Here is an 18,757-nt window from a genome sequence, read left to right on the forward strand (position 1 = left end):
CTACCAAACCCTATCGAAGCCGTGGTCGTTAGGCCGCCACTCCCCAACATCCCAAGCACAGCAGCGGCCTGGGCCTGCTGGTTTCCGGCATGAACGGCCTCCTGCCAGTTGTTCCAATGTTCACGGGTACTGAGGGCGGCACTGATTGCACCAAACAAATAGGCCGGCCCCCCCAGCAGCACATGCAACTTTCCCATCTGAATGTGAACCGCTTTCAGGGAAGTACCCTGCCAAGCATTCGTCAGTGAGCTTGCCCGGGCTCCGAAAGCAGTGTCCATCAAGCCTTGAGCAGCCAAAAAGCCAGCACCTGTTGCCGATGCCATGCTCTCAAACAACTGCCCATACGCGCGCTCAGTGGGTTTCTGAGAGCTTACTTCCAACGCTGTTATAGCAAAATTCCAAAACTGCACCACAAACACCAAAACGCCCAACCCATCCCCCATAAGGTTCACCCGGGGTGCCGACCCCACCCCCTGACGAAAGTGCCCGATCAGCGAACCAATTTCCTGCTGCTTTGTAGCGGCCACAATCAAAGTCAAACCTGCTCGACCCGTTTCGGCGGGCTCTAACTTCAAGCCTGTCTCAACTTCCTCTACCGGGCTCAGGGCAGCCGCCACTCTTTTACCCACAGCCCGATGCTCCTCCCGTGTGGCCCTGAACTGGCTATTCAGAGACCGAGCTTTATCGGACCGGTGGCCGTGGGTTTGCTTTGCAAGTTCGTGGGCTTTGTTGAGTTCTTCCAGACGCTCATTAAGCGCCAGCATCTGGGTCAGATTGTCTCTGAAGGTAGCCATCTCAGCTTGTGAGGCAACGCGGAACTCCGCCTCTCCGGCATCGATGGCGTTCAGCATTCTGCGTTTGAAGAAGAATGGTAAGTCGCGGAACAGTTCGTCCAGTGGCGGTATGTTCTGGCTGTCAATTCCGCTGTAAAGCTTACTCAGCGTCCTTGCCACGCCTAGGGATACTGCCGGGTTGAGTGTGTCACCAACACTACTGGCCTTCTGCTGAATGTCGCGGGACAGTTTTGCGATATCCGGTAGTTTCTCCGTTTCAGCCGCCTTAATGTCAAGAATCCATTCCGACGCCTTGGTGACCACGCTATAGCCGGTCGCTGCGATATTAGCGTAGGCATCCACCAAACCGCCATCAGCAGCCTGGTCTACCCTAGGCAGGGTGTGGAATAACGGATGGGTGTACTGGGGATGCTTTTCAATCCAGTCGAGTACCTGCTTCGCTGCGTAGTCCGAGCGGCAAATATCTTTCAGGCACGCATATTGAAGATCCAGCGCTGCTTCCACCTGGCTCTCAGCTTCGGGGTCGAAATACCAGGTTGCAGCGTGGTACCGGGCATCCGTCAATAAGAAAACACGGTCGTAGGTAATATCTTTGAGCAAGGCCTGCCAGCTCGAGAGTTTCACCCGCTGCGCCGCCATGAAAGTATCCATTTTCGGACGATCAATCAGATCGTTGATGCCTCTCTGCCCCAAGCTCGCGCCATTGAGTAAATGAAAGTTACGCAGGTTAAGTTGGTTGATCGCGTCCCTATGGGTTTCAAACTTCTCCGGGCCAAGAGAATCAATCATGGCAAGCTGACTCTTGACCAATGGGTTGTCGCCGTGATGTTCCCTTAAATAATCTTCCGTGCCCATTGGGTGCGGGCCCCGGTATTCATTTCGAACCTGCACGTAATCGTAGATGGTCTGCCGCTGGGATTCTGTGGTGCTGCCATAAAGGGCCTTAAGCTGTTCATTACCAGTCGACGCCGCGGCCCCCGCCAGCACCTCATCACTAAGCGTGGTTAAGGATTCGATATAGGCGCCCAGCATGTAATCCCGCTCAGTATCGCCGCTCTCTGCCCACTCTGCGATCCAACCCACCACTTCGTCCTGGTGGTGAGCAAGGTCAAGCATGACACCTACATCATCCTTTACCACCAGGCACAAGCAGTTGGAGGGATCGTCTATTTCCTGCTGTTTAATCAGTTTGCCGAAGCGAGTCTTATGGAAATAAGGCTGACCTTCCCAATAGTAAGGCTCACTCTCTTGGGAATGCGCTCCCTCTGGCGCCTGCTCAATACTCTCTTCCGCAAACTCGGCTACCCACAGTTTTGCCTGCGCCGGGGTAAGGAGGTGTTTTCCTCCAGACGAGGGCGACGCGGTAGCGAGATCAATTTTCTGGAGCAGCGCGTTGCGCTCCTCCGGGTCGTCCAACACCTGGGCTTTCTTGCGATCCGTCCACGCGATATCCGAGAAAGCCACATACAACGTATGGGCTTTTGGATACTCAAGCTTGCCCTCATTATGGCCAGACAGCTCACCCGCTTCATGCATGTACTCGTGCAACTCGCCGATATCTGCATCAAGCACATACAAGTATCCCTCCCGGAGGAGGCGGTATCCCAGTGGCCGGGATGTCAGTTGGTAAGGATATCCGGAGTCTGTTCCTGCAGGAGTGACCTCCACCCTGCCATATCGCAAGGGCAAAAGGACAACCGACTGAAGCAAAGGACATGATTCAGGTTCATTTGCTGGAGTGCCCGACTGCTCCCAGCACAGGAGGTCACTACCTTCTCTATCGTCTGCTGGTCTGGCTTTTCGTACCATTATTCATCCTTGATCGTAAAGAGCAGTTTCATCACCTTGCTTTACAGGAACGCCCTCATCAGAAAGGGCCGAAAACAAGAACCGCATCATATCCCTTGGGCTCTCATGGCCGGCTTCGCGTGCTTTGCCAAGCAACAAACTCAGCCTTGGGTAAGCATCTTTAAGGGACACGCCCCCAATTGCTATCCTGACGCTGGCATCAAGACTCTGCCAGATCTCAAGCGAGACCTGTCGCATATTAAATGCGTCGAAAGCCTGCGCAAGTTCGTCAGAGTAGATCAGAGAGCTCCGGTTATGGTCTGCGTCTCCGATAACCCACTCGCTCGGTTCAATGCGGTGCCATCGTTGACTGATTTGATCAGGTATCAGTAGTTGCCGGATCACGCCAGAAGGTGGGCACTTCCCCAGCTGTTCACCAATGACTGAACTGGCAAGTGCAGGGTGTGAAATGCGCACCAGTTCTTCGTAGTCAGGCGCCTTTTCAACCTGCAGGTGAGCACGAATCCAATGCATTACATCGGGCTTATCTGCGCCAGCAATCATCAGGTAGCCATGCTCTTTCGGCGCACCAAGCTCCAGGAATGCGGCTAGTACCGGATCATCTGGCCCTTTCAGCCAGACAATCCAGGGCGACACTTCTGCGATTGCTTCCCATTGCGTCGATGCATACAGACACTCAGCCTCCACTTCGGCTCCATCCGCCCACAGGTAAATTTGTTTTCCTAAATCTGTAATACCGACACCGTCCAGTACCAAAGCTACAGGCGAGTTGTCGGGCCAGGTCCAAAACACGAAGGGCGATTCGGAAACAACACCGCAATCCTGATTCATACAGGCCTTTCCTCACATACCGGGCACGTTGCCTTGCCTTTCTTCAGCGCCGCAATCTGGGACTCTACATTTATGGCCGGCGCATTCTGTCGACGCCCAACCACCGACAACGTATCCGGAGCCGGCGCCACGGGCCTATCCCCCTGAAACACCTGCGGCATCCCCGGCATCACAGCCCCCTGCCCCGCACCACTCCCCGGCGCCCCACCAGAATTTATCTTGATCCCAGGCCCAGCCAAGGTAACCCCACTGGGGTCCAGCTTGATAAAGCTCCCACCACCAGAAATCGTCAGCTCCGCCCCGGCATCCAGCACCACTTTCGCACCGGCTTTGTGATGAACTTCTGTGCCGGCTTCCGAGGCCATGGTGCGGCCGGTCTTCTGGTGGAAACTGCCGGCGATGGTCTGGCTGCAATCGGCGCCGACGGAGGCTCGGCTTTCACCATCAGTGGTGCAGTGGTCTGCCGCTTTCACATGGCTGAAGCGATTGTTCACCACCGTAAGGTGGCTGTCGTTCTTGATGACTTCGGTGCGGTTGTTTTCGGTCAGCAGGTCCAGGTCTTTCTGGGCGTGGATGTAGATTTGCTCTTCGCCGGCTTCATCCTCAAACCGCAGTTCGTTGCTGCCCTCGCCCTTGTGGGTTTTGGTCTTCAGGGTGGTCCGGGTTTTGTGTTCCGGCAGCGCGTACGGCGGTGTGTTGGTGGCGTGATAGGTTCTTCCGGTGATGATCGGCTGGTCCGGGTCGCCGTCCAGGAAAGACACGATCACTTCGTGGCCGATTCTGGGCAATGCCATGAAGCCGTATTGACCACCGGCCCAGCCCTGGGCCACGCGCAGCCAGGCGCTGCTGTGTTCGTCGTTCTTCGAGTAGCGATCCCACGGGAATCGTACTTTCACCCGGCCATATTGGTCGCAATGGATTTCTTCACCCTCGGGGCCGGTGACGATGGCCATCTGAGGGCCGTCCATCATCGGTTTGTGTTCACACAGGGGCCGCCAGGTTTTATCGGCGGGGATCGCACTGAAATCGTTGTGATAACTGGTGGGTTCGCTGCCACCCTCTTCTTCCAGGGCCTGGGGCTGTTGGCCGGTGTGGGTAATAGCGGTGAGCAGCCATTCCCGGTTCAGGGTCTGGCTGTCATGGTCCTGCAGCTCCACTTTGGCGCCGGGGGTGAAGTCCGGGCGGTTGCTTTTGCCGTTGGCCATGGACGCGTCGTTTCTGAGGGCATCCAGTCTGTTCTGGGTGAACGGCTGGCCGCTGGCGTCGGCCTTGTAGCGGCCGGGGTAGTCGTAGTGTTGATAGTCTTCCCGGTGGTTCAAACCGCCCGCGCTGTGTTCGTGCATCAGGGCATAGGCGGGGTTCTTGAAGGTGTAGTCCTTCATCGCCACGGAGGACGCGCGCACCCGCTCTTCATACGCAAAGCTGAATACGCAGGCTTGTTGGGTGCTGCCGCCGGCTTTGGTGTTGCAGGTCACAGATTCCAGTTTCGGAGCATCGCCGTGGTGGTCGGCAATGATCAGGGCTGGTTGTTCCTCACCATCCACGCTGCCGTGCTGATAGCGGTAATGCCAGCCTTCTTCGGCGGCCAGTCGTTCCAGGAATTGCAAGTCGCTTTCCCGGTGCTGAACGCAGTATTCGCGTTCTTCTGGGGGGCGTTTGAAGTCGAAGATGGAGTCAACAATGCCTCGCTCTTCGAGCAAGGTGCGCACAATGGCATCGGTGGTCTGGGTCTGGAAGATGCGGCTGTTGTGCATCAGGCCCAGGCGCCAGGCCGGGGGCTGGATGACCACTTCATAGGCGGTGCGGCGGTGGCCGGTGTTGCCTCGGACGAATTCGTTGACCACGCCGGTGAAGCGCCGTACCGGCTGGCCGTCTTGCCAGACTACCAGGTCCACCGGTTGTTCCAGAACGTCAGCAGCAGCCACATCGGGGTCGGTGCTCGCCAGTTCTAACCGGCCATGAAACAAGGAAGACAGCTGTTCGGTCAGCGCAAAGCCAAGTACCGAAAAGTGATCAGAGGGGAATTCGCCTACACGGGCGGTGAACTGCAATCCGCTTGCCTGGGGCATACCTTCGGTCCCTGAAGTTTAGATGGTTATAACTCACTCGTCCTGAGCAGCGCCGATTATAACTGGCCCATTTTGGATTACAAACGAACTGCACCTCAATTTACTGGTTTGACTCAAAGCCAAGGCCCATCAATCGCCCAGGCATTCGTCCCGCCAGGACAAAGCTATGGGTTCCAACGCCCATCACGCCAAAACTCCCTGGAATCCAGCCCTCTCGCCTTCAGCTCGTCTTCCACGCATTCCCGCAACTGGCTGTAAATCGGCTGGCCCCGACGCTTTTGCTCGGCGTAAATGGTGGCCAGGCGGCGGGCGAAAAAGGGGCTCGAGTGCTGGTCTGCCGCAAACTCGTAGCTCATCACCCGGGAGGCTCCAAACATCGGGCCCAGCTGGCTGGTGCGGAAGGCCGGATCGTCCTGTTGAATACTTTGCAGGATGCTTTCGCCACTGGGTGGTGCTGGAATAATGTGGCGGATGTCGTCCGGGTAGCGGAACAGGTAACGTACCAGCAGGGCAGACGGTGCATCGATGCGTTGCCGGGCGCGCTGGCGGAAACGGTAAAACGCTTTCACCTGCAGCCCCAGCGCCCAGAACGCCTCGGCACTGGTCAGCCCGAAGCTTTCCCGGAAAATACTGAACAGGCTGTCTTCACAGCCGAGAATCGGTTGCGTGGCCCGGTCGTAGTTCTGGAGATCTGCCGGCTCTACGTTCTTCCGGTTGGTCCAGTTACCTTTGAGCATCACCTTGTTCGGGTCCAGGTCCCGTGACAACGCCTCGTCGCGCAGCACGGTCAGGTAGCATTCATTGAACCAGGTGCGCCACTGGCTGAGCAGCTGGGCACTGAATTCCTCGAAAACCACATCCGGCATCCAGTCGGTCAGGGAGTCCCTGGCTCTCAGCAGCTGCCAACCGGCATCGTGCTTCAGGCTTTGCAAGACATAGTCCGGCACTTTCTTGGCGGCCTGCTGTACTTTTGTCAGGCACAGCTCCCGGAACATTTCCCCCAGCCGGCCAACAATCAACAACTGCAAACGGACAACCGGCAAGCTGGTGGATTCCGCCTCGGCCAGCATTTTGTAGGACGACACGTAGGAGCGGCCAAACAGCGGCGCGTACCCCTGCTTGCCGGCCATCTTGCCATTGCTGCCCGTGCCTGGCATCAGCGGAGAAATCAGTTCGAACATCTCGGCATTACCCGGGCGCATGGTCAGCGGCGCGTATTCCGGGCGTTTCAGAAGAAGGCGAACCAGGATGGCCTGGTTGGGGCGAATCGTCGCGGCGGCCGCATCATCCTGCTCGTCATCCGGTTCCGGCGTTTCAGCAGCGCCAGCGGGGGCACCGGCCTTTTTCAGGCGGCCCAGGCGGTTTACCGGCACGTTCAGCAACATGGCAAGGTCAAGGTCCCGGATTTCCCCATCACCCACTACACTTTCGAGAACCAGTTTAAGGTTCATCAGCGTATTACCACTGATCGGTGCCGTGGGATGGGTCAGCTCATTCCGGGATTGCCGGCTTCTGGATTGCTGCATGTACAGTACCTGTATGGTATAGGGTATGTTTTTCCAAAAATGTGTACAATGTTAACATAACCAATTATTGAGTCTGGCAATATTGCCGTAGCACCGTGTGGGGCGCACTGAACTGTCACAAGGATTCACTAACGTGTCTGTTATCGGGGCCAAAACGTTCTTCTTTTTTGAGGGTGATTCCCAGCCCGACACACATATTATTTGCAGGCCCGACTACTTCCAGCATGACGGCTTCCGGCTGCCCACCAAGGGCGTTACCCTGCTGTACGGCCACAAAGGCCCAGGCAGCCTGATTGGCGCTGCGGTCCGCCAGAGTGCCAGCTCTGGTGCCGGAGTCTGCTTTGCCGACGTCAAAATCGATATCGGCGAGTGGGATACCAACAAACAGAAGCTGGATAATTTTGGCCACTGCCGGTTCCTGAACCTGCCCCAGCGGGCTAACCGGGAAGTGCTGGATGATATAAACCAGCACTGGAATCGCTGGCTGGATGAAGAAGGCGCCCCCAACGAAGACTTCCCACGCAAAGCCTCCAACCGGATGGACCTGCTGGACAAGCTGGTTGCCCTGCCGCCCTACAACGAGCTGAATGCCATCGCCTACGATGTGCAAACCCGCTTTGGTGCTGCGAAGTTCCTCACCGTGTTCAATATGGACGCTATTCGTAGCGACGAAACCGCAGTTATCCCTCCGGGCACCGAGATCAGTTTTTGCCCACCGAACACTCAACCAAAGACCAATTGACCTACGACTTTTGTTTAAGAACGCGAACAGTTACCCTTGCGAAATACAACAACAAGCAAGGACACCGAGATGGCCAGCTACACCATTGAAATTGATGAAACTTTTGATGTACCAAGGCGAAAAGTCTTCGCCCTGTTTGCCGACCATCACCGTTTCGGGAAAATGATCGGTGCTCCGGTAAAACGCATCAAAGACAGTGACCAGGCCGATCCGAACGGTACCGGCTCGGTACGTAAAATCGGCATTGGCCCCCTGTCCCTGCAGGAAACCGTACTGGTTTTCGAGCCGGACTCGCTGATTGAATACACCATCACCAGCCTTAGCCCGATTCGAAATCATATGGGGCGTATTCGTTTTTATGACACGCAGGAAGGTCAAACCCGGGTCAGCTATACCATCACCTTCGAAGATATCGTGCCGTTTTCAGGCAAGGTGGTCAGTGCAGCGCTGGAGCAGGGCCTGAAGCGTGGCATCCGCCGGGTTCCGGAACTGGCGTAGCCATAGCAACAATCCGCTACTTGATGAATATCAGATAATTGACCTGTGGCAAGGCCCGGCTTCCCGCTGTTCGGTAGTCTCCAAACCTTATTGCAATATCCGGCCATCGCGGTGCCTGGGCACCGCGATCATGGCCTGTAACCTATTGTTGTGCGGGAGACCCTAATGGCAGTTGAGCCGATCGTTCTGTTCGACAACGGGCACCACAAGTGCCTGATGTTTGATTCTTTGGTAACCGGCGAGGGCGTTCAGTCCAACCAGTTCCTGATTGTAGATGGTGACCACGAAGCCCTGCTGGATCCCGGCGGAGACCTTACCTATACCCCGCTGTCGGTGGCTGCCTCCAAGTACATGAACATCCGTGAGATGGACTATGTATTTGCCTCCCACCAGGACCCGGACATCATCGGTGCGATTGACCGCTGGATTGTGCACACCAAGGCCAGCATCGTAACCTCCAAGCTGTGGGCCCGTTTCCTGCCCCACCTGGTGTCCAGTTACGTAACCAACCAGCTCAGCGGCAGCGTGTACGATCGCATCATCAGCATTCCGGACCAGGGTGCGAAAGTGCGTTTCGGCGACTCCCATATCCAGTGTCTGCCAGCCCACTTCATGCACTCTGTGGGTAACCTGCAGTTCTATGATCCGGTCTCGAAGATTCTGTTCTCCGGAGACCTGGGCGCATCGCTCGGGGGTGAAGACGATCACAAACCGGTGGAAGACTTCGACAACCACATCCAGCACATGATTGGCTTCCACCGCCGGTATATTGCCTCTAAAAAGGTGTGCCAGCTGTGGGCCAACATGGTTCGCGATATGGACGTGGCCATGATCGTGCCCCAGCACGGCAAACGTTTTGAGGGGCCGGCCATGGTTGACCGCTTCCTGAACTGGGTCAGCAGCATGGACTGCGGTATCGACCTGATGACCCAGGACAACTACCGTCCGCCGGTCGATTTTGTGTGATTTCCCCGGTTTCCGCAGGGATGCGGAAACCTCCTTCTGCATTCCTTGCGCAATCACCCCTGTCGCAAATCCCTCAGGTTCAGTAAAATCCCGCTTTTGATCGTAAATCCGAGAGGCACCAACGATGGGCAGAGCCTACCAGAACCGTAAAGAATCCATGGCCAAGACGGCCGCGGCTAAAACCAAGGTTTACAGCAAGTACGGCCGGGAAATCTACATGAGCGCCAAGTCTGGCGGCCCCGACCCCCAGGCCAACCTGTCGCTTCGCGGGCTGATCGAGCGCGCCAAGAAAGACCAGGTTCCCACGCACGTTATTGAAAAAGCCATCGAGAAGGCCAAGGGCGGCGCGGGGGAAGACTACTCGACAGCCCGTTACGAAGGTTATGGCCCCGGCAACTGCATGGTGATTGTCGACTGCCTGACCGACAATCCCAACCGCACCTTCGGCGACGTTCGCCTGGCCTTCACCAAGACCAAGTGCAAGATCGGCACCCCCGGCGTGGTTGCCCACATGTTCGACCACTGCGCTATTTTCGCGTTCAACGGCCAGGATGAAGAAGCCGTTCTTGAAGCACTGATGGAAGCCGATGTAGACGTGACCGACATCGAAAATGAAGACGGCAAGATCACCGTATTCACGCCCAACACCGAATACGCCAAGGCCAAGCAGGCACTGGAAGCGGCCTTCGAAGGCATCGAGTTCGATGTGGACGAGATCCAGTTCCTGCCGAAGACCACTACAGTTGTTCAGGGCGACGATATTCCCCTGTTCGAGAAGTTCCTCGACATGTTGAACGATCTGGACGACGTTCAGAACGTGTTCCACAACGCGGAACTTCCGGAAGAGGAATAACCCTCTCCCGTTTAGCTGTCACCGGAGCGCAGTATGGCTGGCACAGGCAACACACAGGCCCCGCGGGTGGTTATCCTGAAAACAGGGAGCACCTATCCGCAAATCAAGGATCAGTTCGGAGACTTTGATGCCTGGTTTACCCGTGGCTTGTCCAGCCAGTTGCAACTGACAGTCGTCGACGTAACCCGTGCTTCACCTCCGGGCCACCCCTCGGACTGGCAAGGCATCGTTATCACCGGCTCGCCGGCCATGGTCAGTAACCGGGAACCCTGGAGCGAACAAGCAGCCAACTGGGTGCGCCAGGCAGTAGAAGACAATGTTCCGCTTCTGGGTGTCTGCTACGGCCACCAGCTTCTGGCACATGCCATGGGCGGCAAGGTGGATTACCATCCCAAAGGCCGTGAAACCGGCACCCGACTGGTTCGCCTGTTTGCTGCTGCACAGAGCGATCCCCTGTTCAGCCAGCTTCCGCAAACCTTTCCGGCTCAGCTGACTCACAAGCAATCTGTGCTGGAGCTACCCCCTGGCGCTGTTTTGCTGGGCGAGTCCGACTTTGAGCCGCACCAGGCTTTCCGGGTCGGTGACAATGCCTGGGGTGTGCAGTTTCACCCCGAGTTCACCGAACACATCATGAAGGCGTATCTGGAAGTCCAGTACCCTGACCTTCAGGCCGAAGGGCTGGATGCCAATGGTTTGATGGCCTCGGTGCAACCGGCCGAAAACGCAGCCCGCCTGCTGCAGCTGTTTTCGGAACGGATCCTCCGGCACAGCGAAACCTGAGCCAGGCGCCCCACACTCAAAGGAATGATGCTGCCATGACAATGAAGTTACTCGCCGCAGCCCTGTTATTGATTCTGGTCAGCCTCGGGCTATGGCACACCTGCAAGCCCTTGCCGGCCGGCCTTGCCTATCAGGGCGATGTTCTGCCCCTCGAAGCGCCTGAACTGCTGACCGACACCACCCTGCACTTCCCTGATGGCCGCTCCGAGCTGGACCACGAAATTTTCGACGAGATGTTCCGGCTGATCGGACAGGCCGAAACATTCATCCTGCTGGATATGTTCCTGTTCAACAGTACCGGCCCCGAAGACAAGGGATTACGGCCCCTGGCACAGCAGACCGTCGATGCTCTGATTACCCGAAAGCAATCGCAGCCCGGCATCGACATTGTGGTCATCACAGACCCGCTTAACACCTTCTACGGCGGCACCCGATCGACACTGTTCGAAGCCCTCGAAAATGCCGGCATTCAACTGGTCATCACCCGGCTGGAATCCCTGCGGGACAGCAACCCGGCCTGGTCATCATTATGGCGGCTCTGCTGCCAGTGGCTGGGCAACAACCCCGATGGTGGCTGGCTGCCCAACGCACTGGGCACGGAGCCCGCCACCGTTCGCAGCTACCTGGCCCTGCCCAACTTCAAGGCCAACCATCGCAAGGTACTGGTTGCCGACGAGGGAGATCGCTTCCGTGCTGTGATCACCTCCGCCAACCCCCACGATGGCAGCAGCCGGCACAGCAACACCGCCCTGGCCTTCAATGGCCCGGCAGTCACCGATGTGGTTCGCAGCGAACGCGCGGTTTTGCATATGTCCGGCGCAGATACCACCACAATTGACCGTTGGATCAACACATTGGAGGCCATGGCCGGCGAACACCAGGAATCCGGCAGCAGCATTCAGGTACTCACCGAATCCGCCATCCGGGACAAGGCCCTAGCGATGATTGACCAGAGCCAGCCCGGGGACAGTCTCGACATGGCCATGTTCTACCTGTCCCACCGCCCCATCATCGAAGCCCTGATATCCGCTCAGCAACGGGGCGTGAGCATCCGGCTGTTGCTGGATGCCAACAAAGACGCCTTCGGCCACGAGAAGAACGGCATTCCCAACCGCCCGGTGGCTAACGAGTTGAACCAGGCAGGAGTTGCTGTACGCTGGTGTAACACCCACGGGGAGCAATGCCACAGCAAGCTGCTGATCCGAACCCCTAGCGATGGCCAACAGGAAATGCTGCTGGGCTCTGCCAACTTCACCCGCCGCAACCTAGACGACCTGAACCTGGAATCCAACGCATGGGTGCAACTCCCGGCCGACCACCCCGTTGCCACTAAGGCGACTGATTACTTCGAGCTGCACTGGAACCATGGCCCGGACAGCAACCCGGTACTCAGCCTGCCGTGGGCAAGGTGGCAGGAGGCCTCCAGGTTCCGTTACTGGCAGTACCGGGTGATGGAAGCCACAGGGCTTTCCACTTTCTGAGGAACCCTTTCTTCTTGGTGAACGTTTTGTATGTTGAACAGCGACACAGTTCAAACTAGTGTCTTTGTAAACAACTGAGAAAGGAGTCTGTCATGAACGCCATGCGACGTTACACCAAGCAGTTTTCTCTGGTGATGGCCCTACTGATGGCCTTTGCCACCACCTTCTCCGTTTCTGCCCACGCCGGCATGGTGGGCACCGGTGAGCTGATCCAGCAACAACAGACCGAGCTCGACCGGCAACAGCTGCTGGAGATGCTGGAACAGCAGGAAGTGAAAGAAAAGCTGTCCGAGCTTGGTGTCAGTGAAGACCAGGTGGCCGAGCGCATCCAGAACCTGACCCCCGCCGAACTGGCAGACTTCGAGCAGCAACTGGCCGAAGCACCCACCGGTGAAGGGGTTGTCGGTGTGATCGTCCTGTTCCTGCTGGTGTTCATCATCACCGACATGCTGTGCGCCACCGATCTCTTCTCGTTCATTAACTGTATCCGGTAAACCACCGAACCATGCTCAGGAAGCTCTCCGGTTTCAGCCGGTTGATGGCCCTCACGGGCCTGGTCCTGCTGGCCGGCTGCGCAATTACGCCGCCCTGGCCCGAACCATCAGCCACCAACAATGATGTACAGCCCGCATCGACCTTGCTGGAGAAAGTACCGTTCTATCCCCAGGAAAAGTACCAGTGTGGCCCGGCCTCGCTGGCCACCATGCTGAACACTCAGGGGCTGTCCACCGATCCGGACATCCTGAAAGAGCTGGTGTACATTCCCGGCCGGGAAGGCTCGTTGCAGGTGGAGATGGTTGCCGGGGCGCGCTCCCACAATATGGTGGTGTATCCACTACAACCGGAAATTGATGCCGTACTGGCGGAAGTTGCGGCTGGCAACCCGGTACTGGTCATGCAGAACCTGCGCTTCAACTGGTGGCCACAATGGCACTTTGCCGTGGTGGTGGGCTACGACGCCCGGGAGGAGGAGCTGGTGCTGAACACCGACACCCGCCAGCATTACCGGATGCCCTACAAAGCCTTTCATGCCACCTGGAACCGGGCTGAACGGTGGGCCGTGGTGATCCTGCCACCGGACACGTTACCGGCAACCGCCGAGCCCCTGCCCTGGCTGAGGGCCGCCCATGACCTGGAAACCACCGGTCACAGCCGTGCGGCACGGGAGGCCTACCAGACCGCGCAAACACGCTGGCCCGAACACTCTGCCCCGATCATGGCACTGGGTAACCTGGCCTATGCGCAACAGCAGCCGCAACAAGCGATCGAGCACTTTCTGAAAGCTGTGAAGCTATTCCCGCAAGCCCCTGAAGGCTGGAACAACCTGGCCTATGCCCTGTCGGCCAATGGCTGCCCTGAAACAGCCGGGAAAGCCCGGGGTTGCGCAAGCGCCCTTGCCCCTGACCGCTTCAAAAATAAAGCAGACAGCCTGCCCGGCCCGATCCAAAACGCCACGCAGCAATGCCCGGCCATTCCCCAATGTCCTGTCGAGGCGCCTTGAACCGGGTCAGGCCCGCTTTCGGAACAGCACAACATCCTTTCTCGGCACCTCCAGCTCCCAGCCGAAATGTGCGGCCAGCCAGGCAAAGGTTTCTTCCCGGTAGAACACCACGTGGGTCGGGTCTCTGCGGTAATGCCAAGTGGCAAAGCGGTCATCCGCGTTCTGGAAACAAGTCATGATACCCAGCCAGCCTCCGGGCTTTACCAAGGCGTCGAGCTGTCTGAACACCTGGGCAGGCTGGTGCAGGTGTTCCACGACTTCGGTACAGGTCACAAAATCATAGGCCTGGTTCAGCACTTCCCTTTCTGGACTGAAGAACGGATCGTAAACCGACATCGGGTGGCCAGCCTCCTCAAACATGCTAGCCAGCGCGGGCCCGGGGCCACAGCCAAAATCCAACCCGTGGGCGCCCGGGGAAAGCTTTGCCAGTAGAGGCCCGACAAGCTTTGACAGAAACTTTCGATAGCCGGGGTCCTCTGGCTGATTATCGTGCAACTGGTAGACGGCCCGTTCCTCCTGCTCAGACAAGTAGAACCCCGGCGCCATCAGGGTTGCCTGGCAAGTGCCACAACGCAGGTAAAGTTTGCCTTCTACCTCCATAAACGGTGCGAGTGTGCGGCTCTCACAAACCGAACAGGGCTCGGACAACTCTGTATTGGATGCTGTGGCACCACCTGAAATCATGGGGGACAAACCTGTCTGAAGTTTTATTGTCATATCCGGCCATGCGGCCAATTTGTGACCAGTTGCCGGATATCCACCGTAACACCGCGCCTATACTAACCCCGTACACAGCCTCGGCACAGAGACGGAAACATGGATTCGTTGAACAACCTTGCACTGGAGGTGCCGATCATTTCGGCCCGTTATGCCCGCCGTTTTATCCGGTTTATGGAAAACCGCGGCGTTAAACGCCACGCCATCATGGCGGAAACCGGCATTACCGACGACCTTCTGAACAACCCCGATGCCAGCGTAACCATGAGCCAGGTGCTGCTCCTGCTCCGCCAGGCCGACTGGCTGATGCACGACGAACGGGCCGCCTTCGAATTCGGACAGCAGCTGGACCTGCCCAGCCACGGCTTGCTCGGCTTTGCCGTGCTGGGCCAGGAAAATCCCCGCCGCCTGGTCAGCATGATTGTTCAATACCTCCGGGTGGGCTTGCCACTGATGGATATGGAGCTGGAATCCAGCGGTTCCACCATTCGCATCCGGTTGATCGATACCTGGGGAGTGGGCGATCTTCGGCCCTGCCTGACCAAGATCTACATGGGCAGCATTCACCGGGTCTCCTCCCAGGTATGCAGCCATTTCACCTTCCAGTTCGACTTCCCGGGCAAAGCCAGCCAGAAAGACTGGCAATTGCTGGCGCCAGACAGCGAGTTCGAATTCGATGCTGGCATCAGCCAGGTGATCATGCCCCTGAACGGCACCCCGATTCGCAAAGACGACGCCAGCCTGGAATTCCTGGTGGCCAGGACCCGGCACGGTGCCCGGGAGACACCCCGGGAAGCAGACGAGACCGTTATGCAGGTACCGGAACTGATCATGAGCCAGCCCGGGCGCCCCTGCACCACCGAGAATATCGCCCGCCGCCTGGAGATCAGCCCCCGCACACTGCGGCAGCACCTTGCCAGCGCCGGCACATCCTTCCGGGAACTGCGTAACGAGATCCGGGAAAACTTTGCCACCTTGTACCTGAAAGACACCAATGTGCCGCTGGAATCCATCGCAGAAAAACTGGGATTCAGTGACCAGGCCGGTTTCACCAAGGCCTACCGTTCCTGGACCGGTCAGACCCCGGGCGACATTCGCCGGCAGGCCCGCAGTAAAAAGTGACCGGCGTTCCCCGGCCGTTTTGACACCGTTCACGGTTTGAACAATAACCCACCCTGATTTCCGTTTAAGACAAAAATGGTGCCGCCACCAGCAATGACCGGCGGCACCCACTCCCCGTCTAATAACCCTGCATTCATGCGTAAACGCGTATGGCACGGGATCTTTGCAAGTCCGATCGAGCAGTCCTTATCGGTGTTGTCTGCAACCCCAACTACAACAAAGAAGATACACAGAGGACGAACTCATGAAACTCAGGAACCTCAAAACGAGCGTTCGCAAGCTCGGTCCCGCCGTTGCGGCGGCGGCCTTGATGGCCGGCGGTGCGTCAAATGCGGCAGCCGAACAGGTCTCTACCGAACTGGCCTTTGAATGTCCGTTCCCGCTGATTGGGGACCAGCCCATCCGGGCTACCATCAGCGCGGATATTCCTTCCGTAGTGTCTGTAGGTGACACCATCCCCGCATTCACCGTTGATGCCATCACCGTGGTCAATGACGATGCCCGCACCGGTCTTAAACTGGTTCAGTCCGCCACACTCGAAGGCGTTGCCACCAGTTACAACAGTGTTGTGACCGCAGGCAGAACCGTTGAACAAATTGTGAAGCTGGACATTCCGCCCACGCCGGTTCCCGAAACGTCAGGCGAATTCAATGTTCCGGCCTCCGGCATGTCTCCGGAATTCCTGGTTACAGAGGATGATATTGGCGAACTGGTCATCCGTGTTGGCGCCCTGCAACTGGACCTGACTGCGCGCACCGCCAATGGCGCCATTGCCCCGGCTCCGATCGGTGAAATCCTGACTGACTGTGTTCAGTTGCCGGGCCAGGACAACCTGCTTCAAACCATCACCGTGGGTGGTGAAGTGGTTGAAACACCGCGTATTACCGTAGGCGCTGAAGAACTGGCCTTCGGCGCAGTCCAGGCCGGCCTGAGCGCTCAGCAGTCCGTATCCATCACCAACACCGGCAGTGCAGCCCTGGGCCTGAACAACATTGCCATCAGTGGTAACGATGCTGACGTCTTCACCCTGAATAACCAGTGTGGCTCCAGCCTTGCGCCGGACGCTTCCTGTGCGGTTGATGTCACCTTTGCTCCAAGCACCGATGGCACCCGTAGCGCAACCCTGACCATCGAGTCTACCGATGCCGAAACCCCGAGCATCGACGTTGCCCTGTCTGGCCGCGGCACCCTGGCTCCGACACCGGAAATCTCGGTATCTCCGGAATCGGTCGAACTGGGTCGCGTTCTGTCCGGAACCAGCGAATCCGCGCAGGTTACCATTGCCAACAACGGTAATGCCGCCCTGCAAATCAACAGCATTGCCCTGGAAGGTGCCAATGCCGCTGACTTCCTGCAGACCAATAACTGCACCACGGTTGCCGCTGGCGCCAGCTGCTCTGTCGACCTGAGCTTTGCTGCCGGTGCACCGGGTGTGTATAGCGCGGCCCTGGTCGTGAACTCCAGCGACGAAGAAAGCACCACCGTAACCATTCCGGTGCGCGCAGAGTCTTATGAAGAAAGCACCGGCGGCCCAGACCCCATTGAACTGCTGTTGGGCCTGGAAGGCTCCACACTGATCAAGGCAACCGGCGGCTCCCTGCCCCTGACCGGTTCTATCGCTACCCTTCTCGACCTGGCTGCCGGCACTTTTGAAGCAGACCTGGAAGTTCAGCCAACCTCCGGCAACTTCTCCATCAAGGTGCTGTTCAGCAAGATCAATGCTGCCGCCAACGTGGAATTCGAGCAGGCTGCGGTAACCACCGGCTCCCTGGTAAACGGCAAGCTGACTGCCAACTCCCAGCTGTATGTGAAAGTACCCAAGGTTGCTATCAAGATCGGCTGGCTGCCAATTCGCATTGGTGGTGGTTCCGAGTGTCAGACCCGCGATCCGATCAACATCGAGCTGAAGTCGGTTGAAGGCTCCAACTTCTCACCGGCCACTGGCGGTACCGTAAGCGGTGTCTACGAGCTGGGCGCGCTGGAAAACTGCGGCCTGCTGACCAGCCTGCTGAACCAGTTCATGACTGGCCCGGGCAACACCATCAACCTGGACCTGACTCCTCAGTTCTAAAAGTTCCGGCTTGGCCGGAAAGGGTTACAGCCGGTATCGGCCGGCTGTAACCCGAATCAGGAAAGAAAAGAAAACAAAACCAAAAAAGGAACGACGAAATGAAAAGCCTGAAAAAATCTGCGTTAGTGCTGGCCATGGCAGGCCTCCCGTTTGTGGCCCAGGCCGATCTGAAACCCATTGATGACGCCCAGATGGGCAGCATCACCGGTCAGGCCGGTGTGACTATCGAGCTGGAAACCCGTGTGGACATCGGCGAATTCCGGTACACCGATGAAGGCTCCCTGTCTATCAAAGACATCTCGATTGGCGGTGCGAATACCACCGAGCTGTTCACCGAGATCAGAGACGCGGACCAATACGGCGAGGCCAATCATAACCTTCTGTTCGGTGAGACCAGCGACCTCATTGACAACATCAAGATCAACATTGACATAGCGGATGACGGTGATGCGATCATCAGCGTGAGGCCTTTAACTATCGCACCTATCGACTTCGGCGTCAGCACCGGTGAGTGGACCCTGGAAGGTCACACCGATTCCACCCTGCTGGCCAGTAACTTTAACATGGTTGGCGCTGTCAACGAGCTTGAAATCAGGGTGGATACAGAAACCGATCACCTGAATCTGGCCACTCAAGTGGGCATTTCCGATCTGGACGTTGATGTCAACCTCTTAGGCATTGGTATCCGTGATTTTAAAATGACCGGCGCCAACTACATGGGCACAAGGATCGACAATGGCCAGCCTGGAAAGGCGAGCGTCTCGTATCTTGGTGCCAAGATCGATTTGGACGTATACAAGGGTGCACGTTTCGGCAGCACCGACGAAGCCCTTGCTATCGACCTGAAACAATTCGATGCAGACATGAAGATCGGTCAGATTCTGGTTGGCGGCACTAATATCGGTTCCGTGATGCTGGACAACCTGTCTGTGCAGAACACCAGCATGCGCATCTACGGCCACGATTAAGCCGTGCTTGGGCCCGGTTCTCCGGGCCC

At 57.5% G+C, this 18,757-nt stretch carries 16 protein-coding genes; 11 read left to right on the top strand and 5 right to left on the bottom strand.

Going from position 1 to position 18,757, the window contains the following annotated elements; all coding sequences use genetic code 11:
• From LWH94_RS00005 to LWH94_RS00020, 4 genes are all read right to left on the bottom strand, one after another.
• The coding region (locus LWH94_RS00005) for a toxin VasX (protein ID WP_332875474.1) at positions 1-2,603 on the bottom strand (2,603 nt) is incomplete at its 3' end.
• A 3-nt stretch (positions 2,604-2,606) separates the two neighbouring features.
• Complete coding sequence (locus tag LWH94_RS00010) at positions 2,607-3,434, bottom strand: DUF4123 domain-containing protein (protein ID WP_232900658.1); 828 nt, start codon at positions 3,432-3,434, stop codon at positions 2,607-2,609.
• Entirely contained in the window at positions 3,431-5,503 is a 2,073-nt protein-coding gene (locus LWH94_RS00015; protein WP_232900659.1) for a type VI secretion system Vgr family protein, read from the bottom strand. The genes LWH94_RS00010 and LWH94_RS00015 overlap by 4 nt, the downstream gene beginning before the upstream one ends.
• Positions 5,504-5,667: 164 nt before the next feature.
• Positions 5,668-7,029 carry a hypothetical protein gene (locus tag LWH94_RS00020; protein ID WP_232900660.1) on the bottom strand — a complete coding sequence of 454 codons (1,362 nt, stop codon included), beginning with the start codon at positions 7,027-7,029 and terminating at the stop codon, positions 5,668-5,670.
• 133 nt (positions 7,030-7,162) lie between these two features.
• Between LWH94_RS00020 and LWH94_RS00025 the strand changes: the two genes are divergently transcribed.
• The 8 genes from LWH94_RS00025 to LWH94_RS00060 all read left to right on the top strand — a co-directional run bounded on the left by LWH94_RS00025 (position 7,163) and on the right by LWH94_RS00060 (position 13,850).
• Positions 7,163-7,771 carry a hypothetical protein gene (locus tag LWH94_RS00025; RefSeq protein WP_232900661.1) on the top strand — a complete coding sequence of 203 codons (609 nt, stop codon included), beginning with the start codon at positions 7,163-7,165 and terminating at the stop codon, positions 7,769-7,771.
• Positions 7,772-7,840: 69 nt separating this feature from the next.
• Positions 7,841-8,269, top strand: coding sequence for an SRPBCC family protein (locus tag LWH94_RS00030; protein WP_058340229.1), 429 nt, complete (start codon positions 7,841-7,843; stop codon positions 8,267-8,269).
• Between the two features lie 165 nt (positions 8,270-8,434).
• Positions 8,435-9,235 carry an MBL fold metallo-hydrolase gene (locus LWH94_RS00035; RefSeq protein ID WP_022988649.1) on the top strand — a complete coding sequence of 267 codons (801 nt, stop codon included), beginning with the start codon at positions 8,435-8,437 and terminating at the stop codon, positions 9,233-9,235.
• 124 nt (positions 9,236-9,359) lie between these two features.
• A complete protein-coding gene (locus LWH94_RS00040; RefSeq protein WP_022988648.1) occupies positions 9,360-10,088 on the top strand; it encodes a YebC/PmpR family DNA-binding transcriptional regulator in 729 nt (242 codons plus the stop codon).
• A 33-nt stretch (positions 10,089-10,121) separates the two neighbouring features.
• Positions 10,122-10,868 (top strand): glutamine amidotransferase, encoded by a 747-nt coding sequence (locus tag LWH94_RS00045; RefSeq protein WP_232900662.1) that lies wholly within the window; start codon positions 10,122-10,124, stop codon positions 10,866-10,868.
• Between the two features lie 35 nt (positions 10,869-10,903).
• Entirely contained in the window at positions 10,904-12,349 is a 1,446-nt protein-coding gene (locus LWH94_RS00050) for a phospholipase D family protein (RefSeq protein ID WP_232900663.1), read from the top strand.
• Between the two features lie 92 nt (positions 12,350-12,441).
• Complete coding sequence (locus tag LWH94_RS00055) at positions 12,442-12,843, top strand: PA2779 family protein (RefSeq protein WP_022988645.1); 402 nt, start codon at positions 12,442-12,444, stop codon at positions 12,841-12,843.
• Positions 12,844-12,854: 11 nt separating this feature from the next.
• Positions 12,855-13,850 (top strand): PA2778 family cysteine peptidase, encoded by a 996-nt coding sequence (locus LWH94_RS00060; RefSeq protein WP_232900664.1) that lies wholly within the window; start codon positions 12,855-12,857, stop codon positions 13,848-13,850.
• A 6-nt stretch (positions 13,851-13,856) separates the two neighbouring features.
• On the opposite strand, the gene LWH94_RS00065 is transcribed toward LWH94_RS00060, so the two are convergent.
• On the bottom strand, positions 13,857-14,534 hold the full coding sequence (locus LWH94_RS00065) for a class I SAM-dependent methyltransferase (protein WP_332875475.1): 678 nt from the start codon (positions 14,532-14,534) through the stop codon (positions 13,857-13,859).
• 132 nt (positions 14,535-14,666) lie between these two features.
• Here LWH94_RS00065 and LWH94_RS00070 point away from each other — a divergent pair, with 132 nt between their 5' ends.
• The 3 genes from LWH94_RS00070 to LWH94_RS00080 all read left to right on the top strand — a co-directional run bounded on the left by LWH94_RS00070 (position 14,667) and on the right by LWH94_RS00080 (position 18,728).
• Positions 14,667-15,689, top strand: a complete 1,023-nt coding sequence (locus LWH94_RS00070) for an AraC family transcriptional regulator (protein ID WP_232900665.1) — start codon at positions 14,667-14,669, stop codon at positions 15,687-15,689.
• Between the two features lie 244 nt (positions 15,690-15,933).
• Positions 15,934-17,760 (top strand): choice-of-anchor D domain-containing protein, encoded by a 1,827-nt coding sequence (locus LWH94_RS00075; RefSeq protein ID WP_232900666.1) that lies wholly within the window; start codon positions 15,934-15,936, stop codon positions 17,758-17,760.
• Positions 17,761-17,858: 98 nt separating this feature from the next.
• A complete protein-coding gene (locus LWH94_RS00080) occupies positions 17,859-18,728 on the top strand; it encodes a DUF6160 family protein (RefSeq protein WP_232900667.1) in 870 nt (289 codons plus the stop codon).
• Positions 18,729-18,757: the final 29 nt, after the last annotated feature.

The sequence above is a fragment of the Marinobacter sp. G11 genome, from assembly GCF_021282325.1.
Taxonomy (GTDB): Bacteria; Pseudomonadota; Gammaproteobacteria; order Pseudomonadales; family Oleiphilaceae; genus Marinobacter; species Marinobacter vinifirmus.